General features: G+C 40.8%; 9 protein-coding genes. 4 read left to right on the top strand and 5 right to left on the bottom strand.

From position 1 onward, the window contains the following. Positions 1–52 precede the first annotated feature (52 nt). Positions 53–1,600, top strand: a complete 1,548-nt coding sequence (locus tag BGP15_RS05340) for a SusD/RagB family nutrient-binding outer membrane lipoprotein (protein WP_070564825.1) — start codon at positions 53–55, stop codon at positions 1,598–1,600. Positions 1,601–1,700: 100 nt separating this feature from the next. Then, positions 1,701–2,126, top strand: a complete 426-nt coding sequence (locus tag BGP15_RS05335) for a tetratricopeptide repeat protein (RefSeq protein WP_046673933.1) — start codon at positions 1,701–1,703, stop codon at positions 2,124–2,126. A 10-nt stretch (positions 2,127–2,136) separates the two neighbouring features. Here BGP15_RS05335 and BGP15_RS05330 read toward each other — a convergent pair whose 3' ends face one another. Then, positions 2,137–3,012, bottom strand: coding sequence for a glycerophosphodiester phosphodiesterase family protein (locus BGP15_RS05330; protein WP_286767014.1), 876 nt, complete (start codon positions 3,010–3,012; stop codon positions 2,137–2,139). 284 nt (positions 3,013–3,296) lie between these two features. On the opposite strand from BGP15_RS05330, the gene BGP15_RS05325 reads away from it, so the two are divergent. Together BGP15_RS05325 and BGP15_RS05320 are read left to right on the top strand one after the other, a co-directional pair. After that, a complete protein-coding gene (locus BGP15_RS05325; RefSeq protein WP_286768904.1) occupies positions 3,297–5,627 on the top strand; it encodes a TonB-dependent receptor in 2,331 nt (776 codons plus the stop codon). Position 5,628: 1 nt separating this feature from the next. After that, positions 5,629–6,804: a PepSY-associated TM helix domain-containing protein gene (locus BGP15_RS05320; RefSeq protein ID WP_286768903.1), complete on the top strand. Its 1,176-nt coding sequence runs from the start codon at positions 5,629–5,631 to the stop codon at positions 6,802–6,804. A gap of 344 nt (positions 6,805–7,148) precedes the next feature. On the opposite strand, the gene BGP15_RS05315 is transcribed toward BGP15_RS05320, so the two are convergent. The 4 genes from BGP15_RS05315 to BGP15_RS05300 form a co-directional block, all read right to left on the bottom strand. Continuing rightward, on the bottom strand, positions 7,149–8,633 hold the full coding sequence (locus BGP15_RS05315) for a RagB/SusD family nutrient uptake outer membrane protein (protein WP_286768902.1): 1,485 nt from the start codon (positions 8,631–8,633) through the stop codon (positions 7,149–7,151). A gap of 36 nt (positions 8,634–8,669) precedes the next feature. Then, a complete protein-coding gene (locus BGP15_RS05310) occupies positions 8,670–11,780 on the bottom strand; it encodes a SusC/RagA family TonB-linked outer membrane protein (protein ID WP_286768901.1) in 3,111 nt (1,036 codons plus the stop codon). A gap of 230 nt (positions 11,781–12,010) precedes the next feature. After that, a complete protein-coding gene (locus BGP15_RS05305; RefSeq protein WP_286768900.1) occupies positions 12,011–12,736 on the bottom strand; it encodes a LytR/AlgR family response regulator transcription factor in 726 nt (241 codons plus the stop codon). Between the two features lie 75 nt (positions 12,737–12,811). Beyond that, positions 12,812–14,131, bottom strand: coding sequence for a RagB/SusD family nutrient uptake outer membrane protein (locus BGP15_RS05300; protein ID WP_286768899.1), 1,320 nt, complete (start codon positions 14,129–14,131; stop codon positions 12,812–12,814). Positions 14,132–14,134 lie beyond the last annotated feature (3 nt).

Raw genomic sequence — 14,134 nt, 5'->3', positions numbered from 1 at the left:
GCAACTGATTCATAGATAATCAGAACAAGCACTTATAAATAAATATACACAGATGAAAATATCAAACATACTACATACTTCATTCATTGGCCTATCGCTTATTGCTACTTCGTGCTCCAAATCCACATTTAGCGATATCAATACAGATCCAAATCGACCTGCTTCTGTCACAACGCCAACAATTCTAGTGACAGCCGAGAAACAGCTAGTCAGTGCATTACGAAGTGAAGAGGTAAGCCTACGTGGTGCTCAATTATTTGCTCAGTATTTCAGTCAGAACATCTATACAGACCAATCTCGTTATCAAATACCAACAAGCTATTCAGACAACTATTGGACTGCAACCTACAAATCACTTAACAATTTAAATGAAATTATTAAGCTAAATACCAATGAATCCACTAAAGCGATTGCATCGGCAGGAACAGCAGGTACAAATACCAATCAGATTGCGATAGCAAGAATACTCAAGGCTTACGCTTTTCAGTCGCTAACAGATGTTTTTGGTGATATCCCATATGAATCTTATGGCAATAAAGATGCAGATTTTGAAGCTCTGCAGCAGGACCCGGATAACCTGACGCCGAAATATGCTAGTCAAGAGAAAATATACAAAGATATTCTCAATGAATTACAGCAGGCAGCTGATACACTAGCAAAGTATCCAACAGCCACGACTTTCGGAACAGCTGATATTATTTATAAAGGATCAAATACTAACTGGGCAAAATTCGCCAATTCGCTACGTCTACGTGTTGCGAATCGAATCAAAGGTAAAGATGCAGCTTTGGCAACGACACATATCGCCGATGCCATCAAAAAAGGTATATTCACCTCCAACAATGATAATGCGATATTTAAATACTCCAAAACATCACCAAATGAAGCACCATTGTTTAGAGCTACGGTAACTGCCAACAGAAAAGATTTTGCAATTTCTAATGTGATTGTTGAGACTTTACAGGGCAGCCGCGGTCCCTTTAAAATTGCCGATCCACGTCTGTCAAAATTTGCCAAACCGACAAGCTCAGGAAATATTTACTACGGCCAACCCTATGGTCTCCCCCTAGCAGCAGGCAATCTATTTCCTGTAGACAAAATATCATTGCCTAGTGACATTATCAACGCTGCAGATTATGGGGAAGTACTTATGGAATATGCGGAAGTAGCCTTTATTTTAGCGGAAAACAATAACTGGGATCAATCAAATTACGAAAAGGGTGTTCGGGCATCTCTTGAAAAATGGTCCGTGTCTTCTGATGAAGTAGCAACCTATTTGAGTAAACTTCCTGCTGCGAATAAGGAAAATGTGCTTTCTCAAAAGTACTTAGCACTTTTCAACCAAAGCATCGAATCTTGGTCCGAAATCAGAAGAACAGGGTATCCGTTATTCCTAATCAAAAAAGGTGATATTACATGGACCGGAACAGTAGAAGGCAAACCTGTCACATATACTTTCACTCCTGAGGTAGGCAGCACAATCCCAAGCCGTTTGGTGTATCCATTAAAAGAACAAAGTACCAATAAGACGAATTATCAAACTGCACTTTCACGACAAGGAGATGATGTAATCAGCACCAAATTATGGTGGAATAAATAAACTTCGGTATTTCAATCAGTTCACACCTGAAGCTTAGGCTTCAGGTGTTTTTTTATTATTATTTCTTATCTTCGTATAGCACTCTAAAGAATAAAATGCTATGGACGATCAAACATTAGACAGAATAGACCAACTTAGCGAGGAAGGAAACATCCAATGTGATGAAGGCAACTATCAGGAAGCTATTCGGGTGTGGACCGAAGCGCTTGATCTAGTCCCTAGTCCACAAAATGTTCATGCGGAAAGCCTCTGGCTCGAAGCTTCCATTGGAGATGCCTTTTTCTTAATGGACGATTTTCGCAATGCCCTCTCCCATTTTGAAAAGGCAAAACAGAACATTATCGAAAATGCCTATGAAAACCCTTTTATCATGCTGCGCTTAGGACAGTGCTATTTGGAAGACAATAATAGCGAGTCTGCCCAGGAATATCTTCTCCGCGCCTATATGATGGAAGGAAGAGACATTTTCGACGATGAATCACCTAAGTATCTTAAATTTTTAGATGACAATATCGATTTGGATTGATAATAATTCGTCAAAACGAATCGATTACTTCGCCAACTTCCATAGGAAGATCAGACTCAAGAATGGAGGCTCCTTCCGCAAATATGGCCTTATACTTCTCGGCACGTTCTGCCTTTGTCTTCAATTTATCGTAGGTAGGTGCTGCTGAAATCATGCACATCACACCCTTTCTGTTGAAAAATTGATACATCGCCTGATTGGAATCCTTTAGTTCTGGCCCGATATAGACAATCATACGGTCGTAGGGTAATCCAGCGGATTTAAACTTCTCCAATGCAGCTTGATCTTTGATATGCATGGACATATACTGTTCTGGATTCTGCGCCAAATAAAACGCTGCCTGTTCAGTATTATGTACCGTAACCCACACCCAACTGTAGGCATTGTATTTTTTTAGTATTGCTGCTGTAGCCGCCAATGGTAAGTCTTTTTTATCTAAGTTGAGGATAGTTTTACCCTTTGCCCATTTAATAACTTCATCAAGTGTGTTAATACCGTAGTTGGTCACATTTCCAGCCTGATCCTTTAGCTTCAGTTTACGCAATTCATCCCAGGTATAGTCTGCTATTTTTCCTTTTCCATTTGTGGTTCGATCCAATGTCGCATCATGCATCAAAATAGCAACACTATCCTTGGTATAACGCGGATCGATTTCAAAAATAGCCGTTGTTTTTTGCAGCACGGCCTCAAATGCCGCAATCGAATTTTCTGGAAGCCCAGCCTCAATCGTTCCCCGATGACCACTGACAATTTTTTTGTCGCTAGCATAGGTAAAATAATCTCGCATCGCCTGTGGAGAAGCAAACGCGAGTGAGTGGATTTTTTGTCCGACGACGATTGAGTACGACGAAACAAAAAGAAAAAAAGCAAAAAATGTTCTTCTCATGAATTTATAATTACGTTAAAATCTCTAAGCCTGCGACACACAAAAAACAGTATGCTAAATTAATCATCCAAGATCAATAAATCTTTAATAAAGCATTCAATTCGTGTAAACCCCTGCCCGTAAACATTTGCTTACCAATTCATATGCATCAAGTGCGACAAAATGAACTTGAAAATCACGACCTAACATCTATAAAAATCAAAAAAATAACCTATAGCTGTTGGCACAACTATAAAATAAACTATATTTGCACATTAATTTATATTTGATCTAAATAAATTACCATGAAAAACAGAACATGCTATACAATGTTCAGCAGTGGAATACTTTTGCTTTTAAGCGCTCAACTCAATGCACAAGAATTATCCCTAATTGTCAAGGACAGTGACAATAAACCATTAAGTCAAGCGAATATCAAAGTTGACGGAAAAAACGTCGGCTATTCTAATCAACTTGGACAATTCATTTTTGCCAAAAGACCGTTGAATAATCCCATTCAATTGCGTGTGTCTTATACAGGCTTTTCAACGGTTGAAAAAATGGTTAATTTAGATACCGTTCAACAGCCCCTGTTATTTCAGCTCAATTCTACTCAACTTTTAGATGAAATTATCGTAACAGCTGGACGTAAAGCGGAAAACATTTCAACTGTTCCTTCTTCAGTTTCTATTTTAACCACAAAAGAAATCGAAGCTCAAAGTCAAATAAGCACCAATCTTTCCACAATTTTGGGTAATACCATCCCGGGCTTGGGAACCTCAACCAACAAAGCGACCAATTCTGGACAAACACTGCGTGGGCGATCTGTACTGGTGTTGATCGATGGAATTCCGCAATCTACGCCTTTGATGAATGGACAACGTGATCTCCGGACCATTGACCCAAGTGTCATCGAGCGCGTGGAGGTTATCAAAGGTGCCACATCCATCTATGGAAATGGATCGGCAGGCGGGATTATCAATTACATTACACGCAATCCCTCCAAAGACGCTGCAGCTATCCAAGGAATAACCAGCCTACGAACAACATTCAATCCCGTACACAGCGCCGGCACCATGGGATATCGCATAGGACAAACCTTGTACGGACAAAAAAACAGACGGAATTATACCGTTAGCGGTTCGGCCGATTACGTTGGCTTGCAGCGCGATGGCGACGGAGTTCCCCTTGGTCAGACAGACGGTCTTTCGAATACCTATCAATACAATGCATTTTTAAAGGCCGGATACCGTATCGATAGTAGTTCCAATATTACAGCAGTGTACAACTTCTACAGAAGTAACCAACACAACAGATACATCAGCAAAACGGGTGTATATGGTCAAACGCCAACGATAGGCGTAAAAGGCGATGATCCAGGTAAACCTGCCGGAACTCCGTATAACCACAATGCCATGTTGACCTATACTAAAAGTAATCTATTCGCTTCGACATCCTTAACTGCTTCTGCATACTACAATACATTTCGATCCATGAACCGTTATGTTGAGAAAGCCTCTGCATGGTACGGTCCGGGACAAACACAGATCAACTCGGAGAAAAAAGGCCTACGCGTTAACCTAAACACACCTTTCCAGGTATTGGGTTCCAATGCGGATATCACCTATGGTGTGGATTTATTAAATGATGTTACGGATCAAAATCTGACCGATGGCAGGGTCTATATTCCCTATATGAATATGTTAAACGTTGCTCCATACGCCCAGGTAAAAATTGATTTCCTAGAAAACTTAATCTTTAAAGGCGGTGTACGTTATGAAAATGCAACAGTCAAAATAAAGGATTTCCATACCATCGCTACAGGTCCCAACAACGAAGGAAGTATTGCTGTAAAAGGAGGCAATATCCCCTACAAAGGAGCGACCTTCAATGCAGGTTTGCGTTACAACAAATTCGCGATCTTTAATCCCTTCGTGAGTTTCTCTCAAGGTTTCGCGATCAATGAACTTGGCCGTATTGTACGTCGGGCAACAGATAATGATTTAGATAGCCTAAAAACTGATCCTATTATCACCAATAATTACGAAATCGGATTCTCAAGCAATTACAGCATTTTCCAGCTATCAGCATCTTATTACTACAGTACTTCAAAAATGGGTGTTGAACTGGTGGACATTGGCGGTTACCTGATGCCACAACGTCTTCCAGAAGATGTGTATGGTTACGAAATTGCATTAAGCGCTCATATTTCGCCTCAATTGACCATCGGTGGAACCTATGCCTATGTGGAAGGAAAGTCAAAAAAAGACGATGGATCAAAATCCTACCTCAATGGTTCACGGATCTCGCCAGACAAAGCAACGGGATACATCTATTACACGCCAATCAAACCCTTAACCTTTCAGCTTTTTTGGGTACATACCGGGTCCCGGGATCGCTTTCTTCCAAACGATAAAGGCGTCTACAAAAACAGTGAAGGCCCCGTTAAAACTGTTGACCTATTTAACTTAAATGGAAATTACCAAGTAAACAAACAATGGTCTATCGGTATGGGTGTAGAAAACTTATTCAATAAAAACTATTACCCTGTTGTCAGTCAATATCGTGCCTTAAATGAAGAATACGTCAAAGGACAAGGTATGTTGGCCTCATTTAACATCAACTATAAATTTTAATATGTTTAAGACCGTCATTCTTTGGTTGCATAAATGGCTCGGAATCATCACCGGAGTTGTGGTATTCATCCTAAGCCTGACGGGCAGCATATACACCTTTCAGGATGAGCTCAAGCTCTGGGCTTATCCTGAAAAATATTTTATCTCCGATACAACCATCCACTCAAAAACTCCACTACCATTAAGCACACTTCTTGACAGCGCACAGAAAAGCCTCAAAAAAAATCAAAAAATTACGCGGGTTGATCTCTATCCTTCGAAGAATCGTACCTGGGTATTTCGTGCCATAAAAACGGACGAAAAAGCATTTGGCCATTGGAATTATTACCGCTATTACAAACGCGTTTTCATCAATCCATATACTGGTCAGGTACAGCAAGTAGAAAATTCAAAAACAGAATTCTTTCAGTTAGTGCTTCAGCTTCACCTAAACCTCCTCTTGGGCAAGCAATATGGTCACCCTATCGTTGCCTGGTCAACGGCCATTTTTGTCCTTATCTTACTTAGTGGTATTGTTCTTTGGTGGCCAAAAAAATGGAAGGGCAAGAATCTCAAGCGCAGTTTTTGGTTAGATACCAAAGTCAAATGGAAGCGACTGAACCACGACCTCCACAATGTCATCGGATTTTACAGCTTAATTATCGGATTGATTTTTGCCATTACGGGACTCGCTTTTGCTTTTCCGGATTTTAAAAAGACCTATAGCGCAACATTCAATTTATTGCAGTCGCCAACAGCTTCTTCCACACGTAGCTCCCCTATACCCTTGCCCGCTGTGGAAAAGAAATTTCAGGACAATGCGCTGCGGTATGCCTTGACAAATTATCCGGATGCTGAAATGATGTCGATCCGACTAAAAAAAGAGACCGAAACAGCAATGGATATACAGGTGAGACATCATGAAAAACGAAGTGGTGTATTTGACTGGCTTTATTATAATAAAGAAGAAAACAGTCTTACAGCAGTCAAATCCAGCAACGAATTGCAGTATGGGGATAAGCTCGGTGCACTTAACTATGATATTCATACCGGTGCCATCGGTGGACTCACAACAAAAATTATCGCTTGCCTTGCCAGTCTCTTTTGTGCTTCCTTGCCCATCACAGGATACATCATCTGGATGAACAAAAGCAAAAAGAAGAAAAAGAAAGGTTATCAACATAATGTTAATAAGTAGTGTTAATAACTGTATTTTTCTTTTAAACAGGTTTTCAACAGCGTTATTAACATAATGTGGAAAACTAACCCTCACCCTATTTACCGACGCAATCTCTTGTCCAAATTTACAGGAACACGATAAGCCAGCTGAAAAAACAACATACAAGAGAAAAAAGATGACAACCTTTAAATCGAGAAGAGCCCAACGCGCAGCAGGGCCAACAGGGCGACACTAAAAAAAGGAAGCATTCTTCAACATAAGGAACCACAATATACAGCCTAAGAAGAAGGGCGAGCGGGAAAAAAGAAAATCCGATGCACAGGGTACACCGGATTTCTTCAATAATAAACCAACAACTAACTTTACAGATTCGGGTTCCGCACAGTCTCTTCGTATGGGATAGCAAACAAATAATAAGGGCTATTTTCCACAAAATTAGATCCATTAGGAAACTTAATAACCCGGTGCCCCTGCCCGTTCACTAGCTTCGGTTTGCCATCTGCACCCACAATTTGGACTTGAATAGGCTTGCCGTCTGCATCAACATAAGATTTTCGTGCAACCTTTCCTTGTGTCCGAAGAATATCCGACAGGGCAAATCCTTCCCCCCAAAGCTCTTTTCGTCTTTCAATCAGGATCGCTGCAATTAATTGATCCGTATCATTTCCTGAAAACAGCTTTGCATTCCTCGCTGCACGCAGCTTATTCAAGGCTGCTACCGCTTTATCGCTTTCACCAGCTCTTGCATAACCTTCGGCCGCAATCAAAACCATTTCCGAAGCACGCATGTATACAATATCTCCAATTAAATTAGACTTAAACTTAAACTTCTTATACCGTAGGAAACCTTCCCGGCCAGGTAAATTATCCCATTCAAATAAAGCATAACGCACATCACTGGTATCGAATAAATCTTTAAAATAAGGATCGGCCATAAAACTATAGTAATAAGATCCAGCTGACGAAACATCCAAATAATGAAATGTATAACTTGCCACATTTTGCTCGTTAGTTTGCTGATGCCCCCAAATCCACTCGCTATTTCCAAGATCATTAAAACCCGCTTGATAATCTGACGGAGTCATTAAATTATACTTCTGAGCTGCTTTTTCAGCATACGCTGTGGCCAGTTTCCATTCGCCAACCTGCAGATAAGTCCGAGCGAGCAAACCATAAACAACCTCTGCATTGATTTCGTATTTATCCGCTCGACCAGCAGAAGCCAACAAGCTTTCACTGTCTTTGAGATCTTTCAAGATAAGTTCATACACTTCTGCCTGTGTTGACCTTGATTTTCCTTCAGTCGATAGTGTACTGGGTTCGGTATAAATCGGAACAGATTTCGCATTTTTGTCCTTGAGGTAACTAAACTGATAAAATGTGGCCAGATTTAAGTAGGAAAATGCACGTAATGCTTTAGCTCTTCCCTTTAACACATTTTTAGTTTCAGTAGAGCCTTCGGCCCCATCTACCTTTGCAATGACATTGTTCATGTTATCGATCACCTTATACAACATAATCCAAAAAGAATTGACACGATTTGATCGATTATTTGTCAATTCGGTAAAGGCATAAGCATCACGATAGCCATATTTGGTGGTCACCGCCACATCACTTCCCATCGCATCACTAGTACGCATCACCGCTGTATATCCCGGATTAGCATAGGTAAAATAGGTATCATTTAAATACTTCCAGGTACCGTTGATCACCGTAGCAACATTGTCGGTGTTTTTAAAAACTTCACCTTCAGGCACTGCGGTCGTCGGATCCAGCTCAAGCGCATCCTTACATGATGCATTCACTAGGGAGAGCGCCAATATGATATATACAATTTTTAGTTTCATGATTTTCATTTAAATTCTCAGATTAACAATAAGGCATTAAAAAACAAGCTGAATACCACCAGAGATTGTTCGCATTGCCGGATAGCGAAAATAGGTCGCCCCATTCACCGTCTGTTCTGGATCCATTCCTTGATGACCATAAAATGTCAATAGATTTTCGGCTGTTGCAAAGACGCGAAGTTTTTCTACACCTATCCGCTTCAATAAATCCGAAGGTAATCGATAACCTAAACTTACATTTTTAAGGCGTGCATAAGTGCCACTGTAAAGAAAGCGTGTGGACGAAGAAGTCCAATTCAAGTTATCAGTTGTCAATTTAGGCACATCGGTCTGCGTATGCTCAGGCGTCCAGCGCTCGAGGATCTCCTTTGACCAAGCGCGTCCTGGATTATTACCGCTATGCATAAGCTGAATATAATCGTTATCTAATATCTGTCCACCCAAACTAAAACTCAATAAAGCAGACAAATCAAAATTTTTGTAGGTGAAACTGTTTTGAATCCCGCCGACAAGATCTGGCAATGAAGTTCCGGCAATAAAATTACCGGCCTTACTGTATTCCGAAGTTTTTTCACCTGTTTTATTACCGTCCTTATCAGCAGTATACCATTGCGGCAGACCGTTATCTGGATTTACTCCAGCCCATTCCGGCAGATAAAAATCATAGATACTTCCACCTACACGCAGGAGTTTATTACCCGTGATGATCGGTTTATTGTCTTTTGGCAAAGCTGTAATCTTGTTTTTGTAATGCGAAAGATTGACGTCTAAATTCCATTTAAAATTTTCATTTCGAACCGGGACAGTACGAATATCCACGTCGACACCTGTATTTTTCAGCGCTCCTATATTTGCATCATAGCCTGTATATCCTGTTGAATAAGCCATCGGCATTGTAAATAGCAAATCTTTACTTCGACGGTTAAAGTACTCCACGCTTAACGACACCTGGTTCTCAAAAGCAGATACGTCAACCCCCACATTCAAATTAAGGTTCGACTCCCATTTTAGATCCGGCGTAGCCAGCCTGCCAGTATACGTCCCGCCTTTACCCAAACTATTTGCAATGGTATAAAGTCCTTTATAAGCATAATAGGTTCCCAGATTATCGTTTCCTTGTCCACCATAACTCGCTCTGACGGTTAACTGATTAACCGTTGTATTATCCTTCAGAAAATCCTCCTGCTTCAGTTTCCATGAGCCGCCCACAGACCAGAATGTACCCCAACGTTTATCCGGCGAAAACCGAGATGATCCATCTGTCCGTAAGGAAGTTGAAAAATAGTATTTGTTATCATAGTTATACTCCGCTCTTCCCAAAAAGCTCAGTAACCTATAATCAACACTGGATCCTGTAAAATTATTAAGTTGAGATGCAGCAGCAGGTTCGTCAAAATAAGGAAGTACAAACTGTTGTCTGCTACCATTTATATTACTGCTGTTAAAATCATAGTATTCCTGTCCGGCCAATACATTGAGGGAATGCAAACCAAACTGCTTTTCATAGGTCAGCAAATTATTCCAGGTCTGTGCGACCGTACGTACGTTTGAACGATACACATACCCCCCGGTGTTCACACCATCGCCCAACAATGGATTAGTGTAGTCGTGCGTATTTCCATTGAGATAATCAAGACTATAAGTCGACTTGAACTTTAAGTTTTTAGAAAACAACACTTCCAGATAGGTTCGTGCAGATAGATTTTCACGGCGGATATCATTTCGATCCAAAGGAAGAGATGCTGCCAGATTATTACGTGGAGTCGCACCACTTGGACGATATTCTCCAAAATCGTAAATCTTGTTTCCGGCTCCATCAAGGACATATGAGCCATCCGCATTCCGCTCATAGTACGGATAAAAAGACGGGACCAGTCTCGTAAAATTTATAATATTAGCCGTATTACTGTCTTCAGACTGCGGATATTTTTGTTGTGTACTGCTACCACCTATATTCAGGCCTACATTTAACCAAGACTTGACCTTACTGTCAATATTTGCACGCAGATTATAGCGTTTAAAGCCCGATTCAATTGCAATTCCTTGATCATTGAGATAACCTCCTGAAATGTAGTAGGTACTCTTTGCACTACCACCGCTAAATCCGAGGTCTGCCTGTGTACGCACCCCAGTACGTTGCAATACGTCGGTCCATGGATCATTCCAAAGCGCTTTTGCTCCAGCAACCAATTTACCATCTACGCCGACCGGCTGTGGGTATTGACTGCCGTAAGGATTAATATTTAAATCTGTCAATACGGTCTTACTTGCATTGGACGCCGCTTGCTCTGCCGTAAGGCCATTTGATAGGTTTTTATTTCTTAAAGCTTCCCAATAGAGTTGAAAATATTCATCGGTCGACACCTGATCATAGTCACGAACTGCACGTGTTGAATAGCCCTGTGTAAAATTGAGATTAATCTTGGTGTTGTCGGAAGTCACACCCGACTTTGTGGTAATGATAATCACCCCATTTGCCCCTCTGGAACCATAAAGTGCACTTGATGCTGCATCTTTTAAAACAGAGATGGACTGAATGTCATTCGGATTGATGGAGTTAATATCTCCTGCATAGGGACTACCATCCAACACGATCAAAGGTGCACTGGAGGCATTAATGGAGCCGATACCCCTAATACGGATGGCTGCTTCAGTACCTGGCTGTCCCGAGGACGCCACGGACTGTAAGCCCGGTACCTGTCCCTCTAATGCTTTGGTAATATTTGACACTTGTCTATTTTCGATCGCTTTACTGCTTACTGTACTGACCGATCCCGTTATGTTTGTACGTTTGGCAGTACCGTAAGCCACGACCACCACCTCTTCCAGATCTGTACTGGAGGGTTTCAAGGACAATGTTAAGTTTGTGCTTGTTGCTTTTAGCTGTTGAGATTCATAACCAACAAAAGAAAATTCCAATACAGGTAATACGTCACCTGTGACATTGATTGTAAACTCTCCTTTTGAATTCGTTAAGGTTCCTTGATTTTGCCCCGAAATGCGAACATTTACTCCAGGAAGTAGGTGACCGGTATTGGCATCGACAACTTTTCCTTGTATAGCCCGCTGCTGAGCATAGAGCCTGTTCATATTGACCCCCGATAATGCTATAGCAGCAATAGGAATGTATTTAAGTTTTGCGTACATCGTAAGAATGCTTTACTAAATAAGTTAAGTGTGATTAAAAACAAAAAACACGGCGGCTTCTTGCACTCGAATAAAAACTACTTGTTTAATAGATTTTATTCGAGTGCAAATATATAACAAAATCCATTGAATTACTAGATTTTAAGAACTAAAAACAAAAAACACTAATATTCAGCAATTTAATTTATAATTATGTCTAGAAAAATATTTTTTCGTTAGCTAACTCACCATTATTGATCAAGCCATTTTTGAAACTTCGGGGACCGTTCCTCACTAACAATGACGACAATTCCTTCTGGGGTTGAAGGCATTAGCTCTAACTTGATTCGATTTCGACTAATCTTTAACATGGACTGGATGGCATCTATCCGAACAAGGAATTTCCTATTGATCTGAAAGAAAACTGTGGGATCCACCTGTGAAACGAGATGTGTGATGGTATCTTCAATAATATATGCAATTCCCGATCCTTTTTCTACGGCATACAGCTCTTTGTCTTCTGCCATAAAATAGGCAATATCAGCAATGGCCAGCGACTTTAAAAAATTACCGTATTTCACTAGGAAGCGCTGTTTGAGCCGAGGTTCTACGTTGGGTAGTAGCGGTTCGATACGTTTCATGATCTCCGCCAACTCGTCGCTATCGAAAGGCTTTAACAGATAGGCATAACCCTTATTTTGGAAGGCCTCCAATGCATATTGTTCGTAAGCAGTCGTAAAAATCAGTGGCACATCGATCGATACCTGTTTAAAAATTTCAAAGCTCAGCCCATCCATCAGGTGGATATCCATAAAAATCAGATCGAATTGATTTCTATTGATCGTCGTCACCGCTTCCTGAACCTCTTTTGCATTGGTAAAGGTCAATTCGCTTTCTCCATAGAGCGCAGTCAACATTTCCTTTAAGCCTACAAAAGCCCAGTCTTCGTCTTCGACAATCAGTATTTTCCATCCCATGGGTTGAATGTAATAAAAAATCCATTTCCTAAAAAAAGAAAATGGATTAATATATATAGGATAAAAAAAAATCGATTATTTTAACAGATCGGGATTATTATTGATTGCCTCCTGTGGATAACGAATCACATAACGTGGATCGTTCTGCTGCAGGGTTACCGTCCTACCGAAACTACTGTGTGTGATCGCCGGTCTTGTCGTCCGTTTTAGATCATACCAGCGTAATCCCTCTAGCGCCAGTTCACGCTTGCGTTCCAGCAGAACCGCATCTAGCAATTGCTCCTTTGACAAACCTGCGTCGGCCTTCGTTTCTTTGGCGTATGCATCTGCGGTAAATCTGTTTTTCTTTAAAGCAGACAGGTATTTTAATGCTTCTGCTGTATTTCCCAGACGAACATAACATTCGGCCATCGTCAAATAAAGATCAGCATTTCTAAAACTCACGTTAAAACGGTTGTCTCCACCTTTGAGGGATACATAATCGCCCCCACTTTTTTGGAAGTAACGACCTTTTCTCAAATCACCTGCTAAATAACTGTCTAATAAGGCCGGTGAAATAAAGGAACTTGTACGTACTCCAGGAACAGATACTTTTTCCAAAGCCATAATCATCTCTGTGGATTCAAAATCATTCGGAAGTAGGCTTCCAGCAACATTGAGATCAACCAATTTGTCATTTATAACCAAAGCTTTTTTAGCGGCATCAATTGCTTCCTGCCACTCACCGCGGTATAAATGAACGCGTGAGGCCATTGCAAAAGCAGCGCGTTTGCTAAAGCGATAGTTAACACCTTTTGCCTGATCATCCACAGTCAGTAACGCTGTCCCTTTTTCCATGTCAGTCAGGATCTGCGTATAAGACTCTCCAATGGTCGCGGGAACAAAACGTTGTTCCAGGTCAATCTTTGTTGATAAAGGAACGCCCCGAAGCCCTGCATTGCTCGCCGAATAGACCTCACTGTAAAGATTTAACAACTCAAAATGAGCATAAGACCGCATGAGATAAGCTTCACCCTTGATCTGGTCTACTGTACCATTACTAGCCAACTTGTCATCGATCGTACTGATGATCTGATTCGTATAAAAAATACTTTTATAGAATGCCAAATAAGGATAAGCAATTGTTGCAGGATCGGGGTTTTGATCGTTCCAAAGATAGATATCTTTGGTTCTAGCCGCATCTGTCGAACTTTCATCCAACAATAGTTCATCTGTACGCAAGGACAAATAAGACTTATGCGCAGGAAAACCAGTATAACTACTTGTCATTAACCCTCTAAAATCACTTTCCGAGGCAGGAATGACCGTTCCTACCGGTTGTATATCTAAATATTTATTGCAGGAAGACAATGCACTCGCTGTCATGATCATTCCAAAATAAATTATATTCTTCATGTT

The organism is Sphingobacterium sp. 40-24, from assembly GCF_001899705.1.
GTDB lineage: Bacteria > Bacteroidota > Bacteroidia > Sphingobacteriales > Sphingobacteriaceae > Sphingobacterium > Sphingobacterium multivorum.
Note: the sequence above shows the minus strand (reverse complement) of the source record. Positions and strands in the feature narration are given on the sequence as shown.

Excerpts from the sequence above, each read along its gene's own strand:
- BGP15_RS05340 (WP_070564825.1), top strand. The coding sequence starts at position 53 with ATGAAAATATCAAACATACTACATACTTCATTCATTGGCCTATCGCTT.
- BGP15_RS05335 (WP_046673933.1), top strand. The coding sequence starts at position 1,701 with ATGGACGATCAAACATTAGACAGAATAGACCAACTTAGCGAGGAAGGA.
- BGP15_RS05330 (WP_286767014.1), bottom strand. The coding sequence starts at position 3,012 with ATGAGAAGAACATTTTTTGCTTTTTTTCTTTTTGTTTCGTCGTACTCA.
- BGP15_RS05325 (WP_286768904.1), top strand. The coding sequence starts at position 3,297 with ATGAAAAACAGAACATGCTATACAATGTTCAGCAGTGGAATACTTTTG.
- BGP15_RS05320 (WP_286768903.1), top strand. The coding sequence starts at position 5,629 with ATGTTTAAGACCGTCATTCTTTGGTTGCATAAATGGCTCGGAATCATC.
- BGP15_RS05315 (WP_286768902.1), bottom strand. The coding sequence starts at position 8,633 with ATGAAACTAAAAATTGTATATATCATATTGGCGCTCTCCCTAGTGAAT.
- BGP15_RS05310 (WP_286768901.1), bottom strand. The coding sequence starts at position 11,780 with ATGTACGCAAAACTTAAATACATTCCTATTGCTGCTATAGCATTATCG.
- BGP15_RS05305 (WP_286768900.1), bottom strand. The coding sequence starts at position 12,736 with ATGGGATGGAAAATACTGATTGTCGAAGACGAAGACTGGGCTTTTGTA.
- BGP15_RS05300 (WP_286768899.1), bottom strand. The coding sequence starts at position 14,131 with ATGAAGAATATAATTTATTTTGGAATGATCATGACAGCGAGTGCATTG.